The sequence below is a fragment of the Paenibacillus sp. 2003 genome (assembly GCF_031455635.1).
Taxonomy (GTDB): Bacteria; Bacillota; Bacilli; order Paenibacillales; family Paenibacillaceae; genus Paenibacillus; species Paenibacillus amylolyticus_B.
Genome location: NZ_JAVDTB010000008.1, coordinates 127,579 through 144,547 on the forward strand (window position 1 = coordinate 127,579; position 16,969 = coordinate 144,547).

The 16,969-nt window shown below is 45.7% G+C and carries 15 protein-coding genes; 3 read left to right on the forward strand and 12 right to left on the reverse strand.

Going from position 1 to position 16,969, the window contains the following annotated elements:
* Positions 1-67: 67 nt before the first annotated feature.
* Positions 68-646, reverse strand: a complete 579-nt coding sequence (locus tag J2X75_RS24865) for a YqhR family membrane protein (RefSeq protein ID WP_150364556.1) — start codon at positions 644-646, stop codon at positions 68-70.
* A gap of 213 nt (positions 647-859) precedes the next feature.
* Between J2X75_RS24865 and J2X75_RS24870 the strand changes: the two genes are divergently transcribed.
* Complete coding sequence (locus J2X75_RS24870; protein ID WP_062835280.1) at positions 860-1,852, forward strand: DUF1385 domain-containing protein; 993 nt, start codon at positions 860-862, stop codon at positions 1,850-1,852.
* A 5-nt stretch (positions 1,853-1,857) separates the two neighbouring features.
* Entirely contained in the window at positions 1,858-2,190 is a 333-nt protein-coding gene (locus J2X75_RS24875) for a hypothetical protein (protein ID WP_036614407.1), read from the forward strand.
* 61 nt (positions 2,191-2,251) lie between these two features.
* Here J2X75_RS24875 and J2X75_RS24880 read toward each other — a convergent pair whose 3' ends face one another.
* From J2X75_RS24880 to mntR, 3 genes are all read right to left on the reverse strand, one after another.
* Complete coding sequence (locus J2X75_RS24880) at positions 2,252-3,253, reverse strand: patatin-like phospholipase family protein (RefSeq protein WP_310341217.1); 1,002 nt, start codon at positions 3,251-3,253, stop codon at positions 2,252-2,254.
* An 89-nt stretch (positions 3,254-3,342) separates the two neighbouring features.
* The gene (locus tag J2X75_RS24885) at positions 3,343-4,953 is read right to left on the reverse strand and encodes a family 10 glycosylhydrolase (protein ID WP_310341219.1); all 1,611 of its coding nucleotides are present in this window, start codon (positions 4,951-4,953) and stop codon (positions 3,343-3,345) included.
* Between the two features lie 209 nt (positions 4,954-5,162).
* The gene (mntR, locus tag J2X75_RS24890; RefSeq protein WP_062835284.1) at positions 5,163-5,591 is read right to left on the reverse strand and encodes a transcriptional regulator MntR; all 429 of its coding nucleotides are present in this window, start codon (positions 5,589-5,591) and stop codon (positions 5,163-5,165) included.
* A 192-nt stretch (positions 5,592-5,783) separates the two neighbouring features.
* Here mntR and splB point away from each other — a divergent pair, with 192 nt between their 5' ends.
* A complete protein-coding gene (gene splB / locus J2X75_RS24895; RefSeq protein ID WP_124116153.1) occupies positions 5,784-6,854 on the forward strand; it encodes a spore photoproduct lyase in 1,071 nt (356 codons plus the stop codon).
* Positions 6,855-6,994: 140 nt separating this feature from the next.
* On the opposite strand, the gene J2X75_RS24900 is transcribed toward splB, so the two are convergent.
* From J2X75_RS24900 to J2X75_RS24935, 8 genes are all read right to left on the reverse strand, one after another.
* Complete coding sequence (locus J2X75_RS24900) at positions 6,995-7,708, reverse strand: cytochrome c biogenesis CcdA family protein (RefSeq protein WP_036614418.1); 714 nt, start codon at positions 7,706-7,708, stop codon at positions 6,995-6,997.
* Positions 7,709-7,757: 49 nt separating this feature from the next.
* Entirely contained in the window at positions 7,758-8,561 is an 804-nt protein-coding gene (locus tag J2X75_RS24905; RefSeq protein ID WP_278294255.1) for a metal ABC transporter permease, read from the reverse strand.
* 56 nt (positions 8,562-8,617) lie between these two features.
* Complete coding sequence (locus J2X75_RS24910; RefSeq protein WP_091018152.1) at positions 8,618-9,376, reverse strand: metal ABC transporter ATP-binding protein; 759 nt, start codon at positions 9,374-9,376, stop codon at positions 8,618-8,620.
* A gap of 99 nt (positions 9,377-9,475) precedes the next feature.
* Positions 9,476-10,534: a metal ABC transporter substrate-binding protein gene (locus J2X75_RS24915; protein ID WP_397384244.1), complete on the reverse strand. Its 1,059-nt coding sequence runs from the start codon at positions 10,532-10,534 to the stop codon at positions 9,476-9,478.
* Positions 10,535-10,760: 226 nt separating this feature from the next.
* The gene (gene metG, locus J2X75_RS24920) at positions 10,761-12,821 is read right to left on the reverse strand and encodes a methionine--tRNA ligase (RefSeq protein ID WP_310341228.1); all 2,061 of its coding nucleotides are present in this window, start codon (positions 12,819-12,821) and stop codon (positions 10,761-10,763) included.
* A 599-nt stretch (positions 12,822-13,420) separates the two neighbouring features.
* On the reverse strand, positions 13,421-13,672 hold the full coding sequence (gene yidD / locus J2X75_RS24925) for a membrane protein insertion efficiency factor YidD (protein ID WP_091018158.1): 252 nt from the start codon (positions 13,670-13,672) through the stop codon (positions 13,421-13,423).
* 2 nt (positions 13,673-13,674) lie between these two features.
* Entirely contained in the window at positions 13,675-14,139 is a 465-nt protein-coding gene (locus tag J2X75_RS24930) for a Fur family transcriptional regulator (RefSeq protein ID WP_074095707.1), read from the reverse strand.
* Between the two features lie 338 nt (positions 14,140-14,477).
* Positions 14,478-16,730 carry a stalk domain-containing protein gene (locus tag J2X75_RS24935; RefSeq protein WP_310341233.1) on the reverse strand — a complete coding sequence of 751 codons (2,253 nt, stop codon included), beginning with the start codon at positions 16,728-16,730 and terminating at the stop codon, positions 14,478-14,480.
* Positions 16,731-16,969 lie beyond the last annotated feature (239 nt).

The following is a 16,969-nucleotide window of genomic DNA, read 5'->3' on the forward strand; positions in this document are numbered from 1 at the left end:
ACCCTCTCTGCAAATAACCATCTGCTATTTTAACACAGCCATTGCCGGATTGAGAAGCTTTTTTGCGCTATGCCCCCGCTTGCTCCGGCTCGCGTTTGCGTTCGTCCGTGTACTCCATGGCTACCGTGTAACCAATGAACAGCCCCCATAACAAAAAGAAACAGAGTTCCGTGATGATCGAATCCCATGTTAAACCGTTCAAAGGTTTCATCATCCCCAGTTTTGGTCCGACCAGTATGAAGAGAATCAGCCACCAGACGATTCCATACACCATGCCGGGTAACGGCCCTTTCAGTTTTCTAATCGTGAACGTGTAAAGCAAGGATGCCAAGATGGAAAAGACGATAAAAAACAGCCAGCCTGTCAAGTGTCCTGCTGCGGTATATATATATTCATGTTTGAAAAAAGGCTCGGCCAGAAATCCGACAGGTACAATCGTAAAATGCAACAGATAGAATAGCCAATGCAGCCCGCCCCAGATAAAACCGGCAAAGAAGCCAAGCTCTAACGCAAAGGAAAATGGCTTGGTGTAGTAGTGTGCTTGACCTTGCCTCTGGGTAGGGCGCCTGCCCTTGTCTTTTGGCTGCCGCTCATTGGGACGTTGACCTTCATCTTGTGATGTATTTTCATGCTTACGTTCTGTCATCGATATTCTCCTTCATTCAGTTGATAATCCCGCATTATGCCTCGAATTTCCGCTCCGATTCTACGAGGTAGTATGTTCAAAACAGGACAATCTTAACAACATCCTTCAAGGTTTGACTCACAAACTAGAAATTGGTCTTAAAATTCGATACAATAGGGTTATTAAACTGCCTTTGATCGCGAAGGCCTAGAACAGAATAGGAAGGTGAATAATTTGCCTCAACAATCCAAGCCTGTCAGCTATGGGGGGCAAGCTGTCATTGAAGGCGTAATGTTCGGTGGGAAACATGTCAACGTTACAGCTGTTCGTAGAAAAGACGGCGAAATTACGTATCTGGAAGTTCCCAAGCAAGACAAGTCCTGGGTCACGAAATTGCGGCGGATTCCTTTATTACGCGGAATTGTCAGCATTATAGATTCAAGTGTCAAAGGTAGCAGACATCTCAATTATTCTGCTGACGCCTATGCTGATGATGAACTGGAACCGGAAGAGAAAGCCAAGCAAAAAGAGAAAGAAGGTTCGGGCTGGAGCCTTAGCATGATTATTGGTGTGACCGCCGTCGCCATTCTTTCATTCCTTTTTGGTAAAGTTGTGCTCACATTGCTTCCTGTTGTTATCGAGAATTTTCTATTCAAAAATGCATTCGACAATCAGTTTTTGCATAATTTACTGGAAGGCGGCATTAAGCTGATCCTGTTACTCGCTTATCTGTGGTTAATCTCACAGACGCCGATGATTAAACGTCTCTTCCAGTATCATGGAGCGGAACACAAAGTGATCAGCGCACATGAAGCTGGTGAAGAACTGACACCGGAGAACGTGCAAAAGTACAGCCGACTGCACTACCGCTGCGGAAGCAGCTTCATTATGTTGACTGTCATTATTGGAGTGTTTCTATACTCTCTCTTCACGTACGATAACCTCTGGGAACGGATGGGTCAGCGTCTGTTGTTATTGCCAGTTGTGCTAGGCATTTCTTTTGAACTGTTAAAGCTCACGAATTCGGTACGTGATATTCCTGTACTGCGTTATCTCGGATACCCGGGATTGTGGCTGCAATTGCTGACAACAAAAGAACCGACCAACGAACAGGTAGAAGTATCCATTGCTTCGTTTAACCGTATGCGTGAGTTGGATGCCAAGCTTGCCAATGTCTCTGCTACGTCAGAAGTACCTGTTGCAACACTCGATCCTGTGAAAGGGTGAATGATATGAACAAGCAGGCAATCTTATTTTGGACGTTCATCGCACTAGCTGCTGTTGGAGTCTTGACTTGGCTGGGGAATGCTAGTCCATCCAGGATCATTATTCCTCTGGTCGTGTTCGGAGCCGTATTCCTGCTGTACAAATATCCGCCTCGTCGCTGGGCAAGCAAAACCAAATCACCAAAGATTAAGCCGTCGGCACGAACCATGGCGAAAGTCAATGCACAGTCCAGTGCCAGAAAGAGCAGCGGCTCTTCAAAGAAGCGTAAGGATTATCCTTTCCAAGTGATTCAGGGACAAAAAGGTAAAAGCGATGAAGATATACCGAAATTTCACTAATATCGACTGAACATACAAAAAAGCAGTTCTCCCAACATGCGGAGAATTGCTTTTTTCACGTTTATACAGGAATCAGAGGTGGAACTTCTGCTTGTTTCTTGCGCAATTCTTTTCTTTGTTTGTCCAGCTGTTCACCATACATTTTCATATTCCATCCGTTGAAAAATTCGTTCCCTGCGGTAGCGCCTGATCGATATAAGGCTGTGCTGTCCTGTAACGATAGATGAAATTGCGTCGGTTTAATGCCTAGCGTTGGTATCTTCACTGTCCGAAACCGGTTAATCTGTTCGATATAGCGTTCATCATGTGCTGTGAGCATCGTCTCTACAAGGGCCTGAAGCATGCTTAGCGGTCCTTTAATCCGGGCAGGTTCTACTTCCGTCTTCCCTACCATTTTGAATCCGACAACCGGAATAACGTCTCCTCCTCGTTCCGAGCGATCACCATCGAAGAGCCACAACGGGAAATTGCTAAGCAATCCACCATCCACGACATAAACGAACTGATCTTGAAAAGGAAGCCCTTTGGAGAATACCGGCGACTTGCGTATGACTACCGGATCGAAAAAATACGGGATACTGCAACTCATACGTACCGCCTTTGCAACATCCAGCTTCGCAGGGTCAATGCCGAACCGCCGAATATCGTCTGGCAACACCAGAATGGTCCCATTGGATATATCGGATGCGGTAATAAGCAACTTGCCTAGTGGCAAGTCAGCGAATGTGCGAATCCCTTTTTGCTCCAGCATCTTGCGAATCCATGATTCCAATGCCTCCCCCGAATACAAACCTTTCTTCAAGAACAGCCTCGCTGCGGGGCCAATCCATCGGGTATTAAATATGGGGGAACGACGCAGCAATGAAACAAAGGGTGTATTCTCGATAATGACTTTCATCTCTTCGGCCCGGTAACCCGCCGCTAGCAGAGCAGCTACAATGGAGCCGGATGATGTGCCAGCCACCCGATTGAACTGAATGCCACAATCTTGAGCACCCTGCACAGCACCCGCAAGCGAGATTCCTTTGACGCCTCCACCTTCAAACACCGCGTTAATTAACACAACAAAACCCCCGTTCTCCAGGCAGCCACGTTTCTACTGCCACTCTATGAGAACAAGGGTTTGTCTTATAACTGTATCGTTAAAATGTTCTAGAGACCATAGTACGCTTTTAATTTGGCAATTACGCCGAGAGGATTCTTCGTCAGGTGTTGTGAACTAAAGAAAATATCCCCTTTGACCGAACCATACTTCTTGTTGTAGTTCAGCTGATCGATGATCTCCTGTGAAGTCTGCCAGCCAATTTCCGGCGTACCTAACTTATAAGGAGAGTGACCGATATACAATTTTACATTTGTATTAGCCACTTCATTCGCCCACCAGTCCACAACTTTGTCGTATCGGGCTACACTCAGTGTCATACTCCAATACACCTGCGGAGCGACATAGTCGATCCACTCCTGGTTAATCCATGTCCGCACATCTGCATTCATGCTGTCATACGCGGTTACTCCCGCTTTGGTATCAGAGCCAGTCAGATCAACGGATTTATTACGCCATACACCAAATGGACTAATTCCATATTCAACGTTACCTTTCACCCTGTGAATGCTCTGTCCGAGCTGCTTGACGAACTGATTAATATTGTCACGACGCCATTCAGCACGGTCTTTGGTATTCAATGTGTTATAGGTTTTGAAGGCTGCATCATCATTAAAAGTCACATTGGATGGATAGAAATAATCATCCAGATGTACACCATCAACATCATACTGATTGACCACTTCCATGATCGTATCGATAATATGCTGTCTGGCTTCCGGGATACCCGGGTTAATGTACATTTTGCCGGATGCATTCACAATCCAGTCGGGATGAAGCTTCGAGATGTGGTTTGCAGCCAAGTTTGATGTACTTGCTGAGTTCGTTGCTCTAAACGGATTAAACCAGGCGTGGAACTCCAGACCTCGTTTATGTGCTTCCTCGACCATAAACGCGAGAGGATCATAACCTGGGTCTTTACCTTGTGTTCCTGTCAATACGCTGTTCCAAGGTACCAAACCTGAAGGATAGATGGCATCCCCATTGGCTCTCACTTGGACAAATACAGCATTAATGCCCATACCTTGCAACGTATCTAGCTGTTTCGTATACTCCTGTTTTTGCTTCTCTACATTTCCCTTGGCACCGGATGAAGGCCAGTCTCCATTCACAGTGGAAATCCAGGCTCCCCGCATCTCTTCAGAAGCTGGTACAGTGCCCGTGCCTCCAGGCTCCGCTGGGGTTACCGGGGTTGGTTCAGGAGTTGGGACTGATTCGTCTCCTGTGTACAGATCGATGGTCTGGGCTGCCTGATTCCAGTTCACTCGAATGCCCAGGTTCTCACTGACAAATCGAATGGGTACCATGACCCGACCTTGTTTCAATTCGACCGATGCATCCAGACCAACTACAGCGTTATCCACGGTTGCCTGCTGGCGCCCGCTCGTCATAGAGATGACCGAATCAGATTTCTGAATGGTCACGGTACGAGTAGCTTGAGACCATAGAACAGACGCACCCAGTCCTTCGCTAATAACACGCAGAGGTACCATAGTTACATTTACTTTGGGCAAGATGTAGGGTGATACATCCGATTCCAAACGGTTGCCGTCTAGAAAAATAGCGATTTCCTTCTGCCCGGCCGCTTGTGCCGTCATGCCTGCTGTCTGTAATCCAAGTACAAAAATGAGCAGCAGCATCAATCCTTTACGAACGTTCATTAGTGCAGTCCTCCAAAACCATTATAAATTTGCGGTAAATTCTACTAGTTTAATAGACGCTCCTACCGTTCGTTTAGTTGCGATAATCACCAAATTATGGTGTGATTGCACACAAAAAAATGCTTCCTGCCATTGAAACGGCAAGAAGCATCCTTTGATCACAGGATACAATTCATTGTATATCACCATGTGTATTCCACTCCTGAAACTTAAGACTCCGTATTACTCATGACGTCCTGAAGATTTTTGAGGTCACGCAACCGGCTCTCATCCTGACGGAAGTATTCAACCAAGGACTCAATGCATGTAATGGAGTCCCAGCTCAGATGATGTTCAATGCCTTCAACATCATTGTAGATATTTTCTTCCTGAACACCAATCGTTGTCAAAAATTGTTCAAGCAGATGATGTCGCTCCATCAAACGTTTGCCCATCTTTTTGCCTTTTGGCGTAAGCACCAGTCCGCGGTACTTCTCATAGATCAGGTACTCGTCTTTGTCCAGCTTTTGGATCATCTTCGTCACCGATGAAGGATGTACTTCCAGTCCTTCAGCTATATCAGACACACGAGCATAGCCCTTTTCATCAATTAATTTGTATATACGCTCCAAATAATCTTCCATACTGGGCGTTGGCATCTGCTTCCCTCTTTTCTCTCTGACCGGCCCCTATTCGTGCCTGGTCCCTATCTTATAATGATACATGTTATCAATACGCATTGGCAAGTCCTGCACAGTTCGGAGCGCGCTGTTACACAAGTAATTGGCAGGCGTGACTTCTCCCCAAACGAAGCAAACTAAGCAAAGTTCCGCAACGAAAGGAGTGATTTCGTGAGTACAAGTGTAGCCTCACCGCCAGTTCGTAAAGCAAAAGGTACTAAACCCTTTATTCCCGATTTGGTGTATTTTGAACCCGGTGCGTTGGAATATGACAAAGGCAAACGGATTATGGAATGGGTGACATCCAAAAACATACCTTATCAGATGACCACATCCCATAACCGAATCACAAACTTGCCCGGTGAAACCGAACAAGAAAAGTACCGGATGGCAAAGCGTACTCTGGTCGTTGGTGTGCGCAAAACACTCAAGTTTGACCAGTCGAAACCTTCAGCGGAATATGCCATTCCCATCTCTACAGGCTGTATGGGGCACTGCCATTATTGTTATCTTCAAACTACACTTGGTGCGAAACCTTATGTTCGTGTCTATGTTAATACTGAGGAGATCATTCAGGCTGCAAAAGGATACATCGAAGAACGGGCGCCTGAAATCACGCGATTTGAAGCCGCCTGTACGTCTGATCCCGTAGGACTCGAGCATATCACAGAGAATTTAAGTGACTTGATCCGTTTTATGGCGGAAGAAGAATATGGGCGCTTGCGATTTGTAACCAAATATCATCACGTTGATCCGTTGCTGAACCTTAAACATAACGGTCACACCCGTATCCGGTTTAGTGTCAATTCGGATTATGTCATCAAAAACTTTGAACCGGCTACCTCCAGATTTGAGGAACGCATTGAAGCTGCTGGCAAAATTGCACACGCCGGTTATCCCCTGGGATTCATTATCGCTCCGATTATGTGGTATGAAGGCTGGGAAGAAGGATACTCGGAGCTGTTGCAGAAGCTCGCAGATACACTTCCAGAGGAAGCAACCAGGGATCTTACCTTTGAGATGATCCAGCACCGTTTTACCAAAACGGCCAAAGCAACCATTGAGAAACGTTATCCCAAAACCAAGCTGGAGATGGATATCGAGAAACGCAAGATGAAATGGGGCCGCTGGGGTCAGTACAAGTATGTGTATAAGGATGACCAGCAAGATGCGCTGCGCGAATTCATTACGGAACGGATCTTTGAACATTTTCCACTAGCCAATATTGATTACTTCACCTAAACGGAAACAGCCCGACATCATACGCTGATATTAGTATTCCTAACTAACGATTAAAAAGCAGGTTACATGACCCAGAGTGTCTCTGGTAACATGTAGCCTGCTATGCCATACATAATAATACTTGAATTCAGTTCATCCGTTTAAATAATCATCCAGTCTGGTGTAATCTGCTGCAACCAGATGGTAATCTTCGTCATCTGATCTGTAAAAAGCAATACCCCAAGGAACAACATCAATGCTCCTCCGACTTTCATCATGACATTGGAATACCGTAAGATCCAGCGTGTCGAACCGATGAAAAAGGCCAAAATAAAGAACGGGATTGCAAACCCTGCCGTATAACCTGTAATCAGCGCCAACCAGGTTGTGGGCTCACTTGCAGCCATAGCAATGATCGCTGTTAGAATGGGACCAATACAAGGCGACCAGCCTGCTGAGAAACCAATACCAAATATAAAAGAGCCCAGATAGCCTGCAGGTTTCCATTTCATATCCAGCTTGCGTTCCTTCATCAGAAACTGCGGCTTGAACACACCAAGCAAAAATAAGCCCATAAGCATAATCAAAATCGCAGACAATTGCCGAATCAGTTCCCGGTTATCATTGAAAAATTGGCCAAACAGTCCAGCACCAAGGCCAAGCGAATAAAATACAGCCGAGAAGCCCAAAATAAACGCCAGCGTATGCGTCATCGTCTTAAAACGGACTTCGCGCTGATTGCGGTCATCCTTCAATTGTTGCACCGTCATACCTGTAATGTAGGAGAGGTATGATGGATACAGCGGAAGACAACATGGTGATATAAATGAGACCAAACCTGCTACAAAAGCCATCCATACATTAACATCAGGCATGAAGCGGATGTCTCCCTTCCCCGGGCTCACGTGCTTGCTCGTTCAGTCGTCAGGCTCGGAACCCTTTTTTTCCAATCATCGTCAGAATCAGCATCATGATCAGCAATAATACAATCGTTGCTCCAGGTGCAAGGTTCCAGACACCTGCTACGACCAGTCCAAGGACTACGGCAATTTCGCCAATCACCACGGACAAAATAATGGCGGATTTGAAACTTCGAGCCATCAACAGGCTGACCGCTACCGGAATGGTCAATAGCGCTGACACCAGAAGCGCACCGACAATCTTGATCGCCGTGCTAATGACAAGTGCTGTCATCACAGTGATTAACATGTTCAGAATTCTCACAGGCAGCCCTGTAACCGCTGCCGCATCTTCCTCAAAGCTGAGCAGGAAAAATTCTTTATGTAACAATGCCACTACAATCACCACGATCAGTGTAACCACACCTACCAGCTTCAGATCCGTAGCGTCTAATGTATATATACTGCCGAACAAATAACTCATGACATCTGCATTATATCCTTTGCCCAGCGTGAAGAACAAGGAAGCAAGAGCCACGCCTCCGGACATGATAATGGCAATCGATAATTCGGCGTAACTCTTGTACGCTTTGCGCAATTTCTCTATCGCAAATGAAGCAAGCACGGCAAATATCAAGCCCACCGCAATCGGATACACTTCAATCAGGAATCCAAGTGCAACTCCGGCAATGGTCACATGAGACAAGGTGTCTCCGATCATGGATAACCGCCGTAAGACCAGGAACAGTCCGATTAACGGAGCGGTAATGCCGATTAACAACCCACCCGCCAGCGCACGCTGAAAAAAATCACTCATTAATATTTCCAAAACAAACACGACTCCTTCGGCCTTACTTACTCTAATCTAATGGGCCATACATACGGCTAGCGTACCTGTGCAGTAGTATGTTGCAGATTGGTCTCTGCACAATCCTGTACCTCATGCGAATGACGGACATGAAAATTAATTTTGCCATTCGTTACGGCAGCTTCAGAACCCAGATAACTCTCCATCCGATCCATATCATGAGACACCATCAGAAAAGTCATGCGGTGATGTTCATGCATATGGGTAATCAGTTCAAAGAAACTGGCCTGTGATTCAGCATCAATACCTACTGTGGGTTCATCCAGAATCAACAGATCCGGGTGATTGATAAGCGCTCGTGCCAAAAATACACGCTGCTGCTGTCCACCGGACAATTGACCAATTCGTTTGTTCGCCAGATCTTCAATCCGCATAACCTGCATCGCATCTGTGCACTGTTGCTGACATTTGCGAGACATACGACGGAACATGTTTTTGTTATTATACAAGCCTGACATGACCACTTCACGAACGGTCGCAGGAAACAACGGGTTAAATGCATTCTTTTGAGGCACATACCCGATTCGGTCCCAGTCCTTGAACCTGCGAATCGACTGTCCGAATAGTTTGATATCTCCCTGCGCAGGAGGAAGAAGTCCTACCAGCATACGCAGCAATGTCGTTTTACCCGCCCCATTGGAACCGATAATCCCGACAAAGTCCCGTTCCTGGGCCATAAAATCGAGATTCTCAATTACTCGCTGGTCCCCGTAGGAAAATGATAGTTTCTCGATCTCTATAATTGGATCATGACATAGTGGCATGATTTGCTGCATGGCAAAGCCGCCCTTCATTATATATAAGAATCCCATAGCGTCCTAAGAGCCTTCACCGTGAACGGTAAAGACTCTTCGATCTGAATTCTTCATTCTATCTTATTTTAATGCGATCAGCAGATTTTGCAAATTTTTCTCCATGAGGGTGAAATAATCATCCCCGTTTGTTGCCTGCTCCTTGGTCAATCCCTCAACCGGATTAAGGACCATGGTTTCTACTCCTGCTTCACTTGCCAATGTTTTCGCCAATTTGTCAGAAACCAGCTCTTCGAAGAAAATGTATTTAATGCCCTCATCTTTAACCAGTTTCGCAAGTTTCACAATATCCTGTCCTGTCGGTTCAGCATCCGGGGAAAGTCCCATAATGGCATGCTGGGTTAATCCATAATCACGTGCAAGGTAGCCAAACGCTTGGTGCGAGACAACAATTTCATTGTTTGGTACGGTAGCCAATTCATCTGTAAAACGCTGATCCAGCGTCTCAAGCTTCGTACGAAGCTCTTTATAACGTTGTTCGTAACCTGCTTTGTGATCAGGATCTGTTTCGACCAGACTATTTTTGATGTTTTCAGCCATGATCATGGCCGATTTCGGACTAACCCACGTATGTGGATCAATATGATGATCAGCGACATCTTCACTGGTAGCCTCATCTGTATGTTCATCTGCATGCTCGTCTTCGTGCTCTTCGCCGTGACCGTGCCCATCATCACCCTCAGCGGTTAACAGCTTAACCCCTTCGCTGACGGCAACAGACTTCACCTGAGTATCACTATTCAGCGACTTCAGGAAATTCGGCACCCATCCTTCCAGTCCAGCTCCATTATAGAAAAACAGCTGTGCCTTAGACGTATTAACGATATCCTGACTCTTCGGAGTCCAGTCATGTGGCTCTACTCCCGTTGGCAGCAGGTTAATGACATTGGCATCCTCACCACCGATTGCGGTCGTAAAAGCATATACAGGGTAAAATGTTGTCACAACGTTTACCTTGCCTTCCACAATCTTCGCGCTATTGGAACTATCCTGCCCACACGCTGACAATACGAGTAAACTGAGAATAAGGAAACCCGTCCACAGTAACTTCATATTGCCTCTTTTGCTCGTCTTCTCTGTCTGGTTATCCAGAACTTGATGGTGCACTTTATAAAATGTCATTATGATTCACTCCGCATCTCTTAATCGTAAACATTACTGAAAGAATTATAGGTAACCTGAACCTACTTGTCAAGCTATCCCGTCCTATTCATTCTTTCCTGAAGTACGGAGTTCATAACAGTATATGCTTGTTCTCTTCCCGTCAGATACGAATTCTATCAATAAAAAAAGGGACCCGAGTTACTTCGGGCCACCTTGAGTCATAGTTACGACAGTATTTGATTTCTTATTTCACTTGTGCGCCATTAGGCATGTTGTCTGGTACTGTAGCCAGTGTGAGCTGGTCGCCATGTGATGCTGCAAGGATCATACCCTGGGACAGTTCACCACGAAGTTTCACCGGTTTGAGGTTGGTCACACAGATGACTTTGCGTCCAACCATCTCTTCTGGGGAATAGAACTTCGCAATTCCAGATACGACCTGGCGCTGCTCATAACCCAGATCCAGCTGCAATTTCAGCAACTTATCCGCTTTTTTGACTGGTTCGCAGGCAATGACTTGCGCTACACGCAGTTCAACTTTGGCAAAATCTTCAATACCGATCTCTTCTGTACCTTCAGGTGCTGTTACCGGTTCAACAGCTGCTGAAGCTCCAGCATCTGCTTGACTTGCTTCAGGCTCTGCTGCTTTTTGGCCACCAGTCATTGCTTCGGAGATATAAGCAATTTCCTGTTCGGAATCCAAACGAGGGAAGATTGGATCCCCTTTTTGCAATGCGTTTCCAGCTGGAACCAGACCCCATTGCTTAGCTGTATCCCAAGCCGTAAGTTCACCTTCCTGAATGCCGAGCTGTGCCCAAATTTTATGAGGAGCACGTGTCAGGAACGGTTGCAACAGAATCGAAGCAATTCGCAAGCTTTCGATCAGGTGAGCCATAACGGATGCCAATTCATCGCGTTTTGCCTCTTCACGAGCCAGCGCCCATGGCTGCGTCTCATCAATATATTTATTGGTGCGGCTGACAAACTGGCTGATCGCTGTCAGTGCTACGGAAAACTGCAGGTTTTCCATCGCCTGTTCCACTTTTTCCACCGTAGCATGGCCTGCTTCTTCCAGAGAAGCATCAAATTCCGTTACATTCGAAGCAAACGCAGGGGCTTTGCCTTCAAAATATTTGTCTACCATGGCAACTGTACGGTTCAACAGATTACCCAGATCGTTTGCGAGGTCGGAGTTGACACGCTCTACAAAGCTCTCTGGTGTAAACGTACCATCCGAACCAAACGGTACTTCACGCAGCAGGTAATAACGCAGTGCATCGAGACCGTAACGGTCAATCAGGGTAACTGGATCAACAACATTGCCTTTGGATTTGGACATCTTGCCATCCTTCATCAACAACCAGCCATGTGCAAACACTTTCTTCGGCAAAGGCAGATCCAGCGCCATCAACATAATTGGCCAGTAAATCGTATGGAAACGAACAATTTCTTTACCTACCAGATGTACATCCGCAGGCCAGAACTTGTTATACAGGGATGCATCAGATGAACCGTAGCCCAGTGCTGTAATATAGTTGGACAACGCATCAATCCATACGTAGACGACGTGTTTTGGATCGCCTTTAACTTTGACGCCCCATTCAAATGTAGTCCGTGATACAGCCAAATCTTCAAGACCTGGCTTGATGAAGTTGTTGATCATCTCGTTCTTACGGGATTCCGGCTGAATAAAGCCCGGGTTCTCTTCATAATATTTCAACAAACGATCTGCATATTTGCTCATACGAAAGAAGTAGGATTCTTCTTTGACCAATTCAACGGGGTGGCCGCTATCCGGGCTCTTGGCCGAGATAATCTCACCCTTCTCATTCTTCTCTACATCCACCAGTTGAGTCTCCGTGTAATACGTCTCATCCGGAATGCTGTACCAGCCTTCATACTCACCTTTGTAGATATCTCCCTGTTTCAGCAAACGGTCAAAGATATCCTGAACGACGGTTTTGTGACGTTCTTCGGTTGTACGGATAAAGTCGTCATTGGAAATGTCCAGCTTGTTCCACAGTTCCTTGATCCCCACAACGATATCATCGATAAAAGCTTGCGGAGTCTGTCCTTTCTCCTGTGCCTTGCGCTCAATCTTCTGGCCATGTTCATCGGTTCCTGTCAGATAATGAGCATCATAACCACGCAGACGCTTGTAACGAACCATCGCATCTCCCGCCACAGTTGTGTACGCGTGCCCAATATGCAATTTGTCACTCGGATAATAAATCGGGGTTGTCAAATAAAATGTTTTTTGCTCAGCCATGAATGACTTCTCCTCCTTCAAATGTTCCTGCTTCATGTGATCCCTTCGTCCAAAACAACTAAAAAAGAACACAAAAAACTCCCGTCCCTATGGGACGAGAGTTGCTCTCACGTGTTACCACCCAAATTCCCCATGTTTTTCGCAAAACACAGGCTCTGTCGGTCCTTCGACCGCCCATTAACGCTGGATCACGCCTCAGCCTTACGACAGCAGCTCTGAAATCACTGTCTGCACGCTCGAAAGAGGTTCCTCCGGGACCATGTTCCATCCTCCTCCCAGACCGGTTCTCAGCTCATCCGGCTCTCTGCACTGGGGGTGTGTCTGTACTTATCCCTTCACTGGAAAATCATATAGAGGTTGTTCAAAAAGTCCACTTTTGATTACAAATCATGCCTACCGGCATCATCAGCATCGAAGTTGAAATTCAGTCGAAATGTCCGTTGCTCACGTAGTTTCCTACGCTCCGCTACTCCATTTCTACTTCAATCCATCTTCTCGGTACTGAAAACCAGACTTTTTGAACGTGCATATATAGGAAAAATATACTGAAACGCGGACCCCTTTGTCAAGTGGACAGCATCCTCAAGTCAATCCTGGCCTGCTTCTAGTTCATCCGAATGCTTCCGGCTATAACGTTACTCTGATACCAGAGTAGACTTTTCCGCCTTTGGTGGCACCAGATCCACTCCACCAGGATGAAACGGGTGACATTTGGCAATACGTTTCGCTGTTAACAACGAGCCTTTGAGCGCACCGTGCACTTCTATCGCCTCCATCGCGTAAGCCGAACAGCTCGGATAGAACCGACATGTTGGCGGTGTTAATGGAGAGATATAGTTGCGGTACACCCGAATGGGTGCCTGAGCAATTCTGCGCGATAACTTCATGGTCAGTGCTTCCCATGAGCGTGTTGATGTCCCGATGCCGCTTTGGCCGGAGCATGCTCTGCACAGTCCTTACAATATCCAAATACCTCGAACTTGTGGTCTACAACCTGAAATTGCTCAGGCGCATCCGCAAGCTGCATCGGGCAAAAAATTATAGGATATGTCTTCTGACACTTCAGACAGATCATATGATGGTGATGATGATCTTCACTACAGTGCGCTTTGAATTTAACGCCATCTTCGAAGATGACCTGTTCCAGTACACCAAGTTCCTGCATCACCCGCAAATTCCGATATACTGTGTCAAAACTCAGTCCGCTGTAAGTCTTACCCATATATTCATAGACGTCCTTGGGTGTAAGATACCCGGGAGACTCAGCAAATAACCGGGCCAGTGTTTTCCGCTGATCGGTAATGCGAAGCCCCTGTGAGGACATGGTCGAAATAATCTGTTCTGTCGACAGCATGATCTAAAGCACCTCCTGTCATACGAGCATTTTGCATCATTCATAGAGCGACAGTTTATTCGGCAAAAGCGAAAACTTTTGCTTTCTTGTATACCTCTAATAATGCATCAAATTACGATTAGAGTCAACGAAGACACCGGGTTAGGTCATTTCAACATCACATAAAAAGGACTCCATACACATGCATTGCCATTAGTCTAGCTTGAGCTAATGACATTACATTTTGATGGAGTCCCTTCCTGACGGTTCAGATGATCAATCGTTCGGGCGACTTTTGGGGTGAACGGGTATATATGATATAAGCTTTCACTCCAAACCGTCCGTGCATGTTCATGATATTACTTTTCAGCCGGAAGCGGCGTGAACAGCAGGTTAACAGGCAAGTTACTTCCTGGTGCCGCCGAGAAGAGAATAGTTACACTCTCGCCGTACGAACCTGTGCGATACATTACGCTTTGCTCATTAGGTGCAGTTACAGATTTACCTGTGGAAATCTGAACGACCTGTCCATTCACGAGTGCCACACCTGAATATCTGCCTCCACGAGGGTTGAATGAAATCAACGTGCGCGGAGCAACATTATTCAATGTAATTTTGTACAATACACCGAAGTTACCTGCGTTGGACGCTTCAGTGAAAGCCATAGGGTCCGTTCCTACAAGGTTTGGATCACTTGCATTGTCTCCAAGTGGAAGACGTGCAGGCTTCGATCCTAATTCTTGATCGTACGTAATGATCCGTGTTGCATTCGGGTACGTTCCGCGGTTGTGAACACCATCACGATCCAGAACCGGCAGGCTCGACAACACTTCCATCGGGTCCTTGTTTTCTTCAATCATGATAATGTTGTAATCCAGTTCATAGTCACTGAATACATCCGAATACAAGGAAATGACTTGTCCCTGTTTCATCGGAAGAACGCTCAGATCATTGAGAATCAGCTTGCTTTCTCCTGGCTGGATGTATACTTTCTTTTGTCCAGTACCATTCTGCATGGATTGGAACCAACGATCAATGGACAACTTTCCAGCTACCGTTGCAAAAGGAGACGGTCCTGCAAAGCCCATGTTTTGCTGGTCAATGGACGCCGTGTATGCATTGTTGTTTGTCGCTACAACATACATTTTCACATTTTTGCCCGTGTTGTTCACATGGTGAATCATGAAGCGTGTCTGTCCGAAGGAAGATTCCTTGTACACAATGCCTTCTGTATTCACGGTTTCCGGGCTGTTACTGCGGATCAGCAGACTTGGTTCATCATAATAAGTGAAAGGTACTTTCTCCAATGCCGGCACTCCACCACCGTCAAAAGTGAACTTCTCACCGACTGGTGTGAACAATTGATTGAAGTCAGTCAAACTATAAAGTGTTTCTCCCGTAATATTGATCATCTTGGTATAGCTATCGCTAGCACCATGTTTATCGGTAACTGTAATCGTTACGGTCTTCGGTCCTGGAACAAAGAATGCAAGTGCATTGTTATCCCATTCGGTTTTTACAATCGCATTTTCATCATCTGTACTTTGATCAATATAAGTGATTTTCTCACCCATTTTGTATTCTTCTTTATCTGTCGTAAACATTGCGACAGGTGGCAGATTTGGTCTTTCAACCTTAATCGTAACCGAATACGGATCGCTCCATTGACCACTTGAATCCTGAACCGCATAGGTTACTGTGTATACACCTGGTTGGTCGAATGAATCCTGACGGCCTGTCCAACGCTCATCTACAATGCTGAGTCCCTTGGGAGAGCTGGATTTAGTTGTGTAGGTTACCTGGTCTCCGGCAAAAACCTCTTTTTGTACCGTGAAGCTCGCCACCGGTTTGGTACTCAGATTCAATACAACCGTTTTAGCAGATTGATTTACTTTATACGTAATGTCCAGAGCCTGGGTAATTGAAGTCAACGGCACCATGAACGTATTTTTTTGTTGATAAGCCGCGCCCTTCATCGTTCTAGACACACCATTAACGGTATAGATCTTGCTGTTTGTTTTGAAACGCAGCTCATCTTCACCACTAATAATGATCGTTTCTTTGGTTGTGTTATCATATTTGACATCATAGCCAACCCGATCAACGAGAGCACGGATCGCTACATAGGATACACCATTTTTAACAGCCATCGGCTGTCCAGCAAGATACGTTTTGCCATCTTGCATCATTTTATTACTGTTCATATAAAGAGTGAGGTCTCCACCCCGGCCTCCAGCAACAGATGAACTCCCTGTAGATGGTTGCTCCACTTCTACTGGTGCAGGTGCTGGTGTTTCCTCAGCTGTACCTTCTTCGTCCGTAGGTTCAATTACTGGCTCAATAGGAGTCGCGTCTGTTCCTGTAGGAACATCTGTCTCAGGGTTCACTTCTTCAGTTGTTTCATTATTTGATGTTGGAGTGTTTGTTCCGGATTTCACTTCGGATTCCGCGATGGTTTGTTCTTTCTTCACAACCTCCACGGATTTAACTTCGGCTGTATTCACTGATGTAGTATCGCTCTGATCTGCTGATTGTGCATTGGCAGGAATCACTGCAAACGCCTGAAACACAGCAAAAGCGGTAAGTATGGACAATTTCTTCTTCAAATTCATTCTTTGTCTTTGGCTCCTTCTGCTCCCATTTTATAAATATCCCCCTCAAAAAGTCATATTATTAGACGCTTGGAACCGGGAAAAGTTGCTAAAAAGTTAAGAGGAGAATTGTAAACTTTTAATAGAAGGAAAATACTATGAAAATAGTTATCTATCAATTATCTTTTTAGCATTCATATCCCAAAATTAACCAATAGAAAATTCCAACAAAAAAATCTCTCCAGGAGATGGTTAATCAG

Bases quoted from the DNA above. Each gene is read 5' to 3' on its own strand.
- J2X75_RS24915 (WP_397384244.1), bottom strand. From the start codon at position 10,534: ATGACATTTTATAAAGTGCACCATCAAGTTCTGGATAACCAGACAGAG.
- J2X75_RS24900 (WP_036614418.1), bottom strand. From the start codon at position 7,708: ATGCCTGATGTTAATGTATGGATGGCTTTTGTAGCAGGTTTGGTCTCA.
- J2X75_RS24885 (WP_310341219.1), bottom strand. From the start codon at position 4,953: ATGAACGTTCGTAAAGGATTGATGCTGCTGCTCATTTTTGTACTTGGA.
- J2X75_RS24910 (WP_091018152.1), bottom strand. From the start codon at position 9,376: ATGCAGCAAATCATGCCACTATGTCATGATCCAATTATAGAGATCGAG.
- yidD (WP_091018158.1), bottom strand. From the start codon at position 13,672: ATGAAGTTATCGCGCAGAATTGCTCAGGCACCCATTCGGGTGTACCGC.
- J2X75_RS24875 (WP_036614407.1), top strand. From the start codon at position 1,858: ATGAACAAGCAGGCAATCTTATTTTGGACGTTCATCGCACTAGCTGCT.
- J2X75_RS24865 (WP_150364556.1), bottom strand. From the start codon at position 646: ATGACAGAACGTAAGCATGAAAATACATCACAAGATGAAGGTCAACGT.
- metG (WP_310341228.1), bottom strand. From the start codon at position 12,821: ATGAAGCAGGAACATTTGAAGGAGGAGAAGTCATTCATGGCTGAGCAA.
- mntR (WP_062835284.1), bottom strand. From the start codon at position 5,591: ATGCCAACGCCCAGTATGGAAGATTATTTGGAGCGTATATACAAATTA.
- J2X75_RS24935 (WP_310341233.1), bottom strand. From the start codon at position 16,730: ATGAATTTGAAGAAGAAATTGTCCATACTTACCGCTTTTGCTGTGTTT.
- J2X75_RS24930 (WP_074095707.1), bottom strand. From the start codon at position 14,139: ATGCTGTCGACAGAACAGATTATTTCGACCATGTCCTCACAGGGGCTT.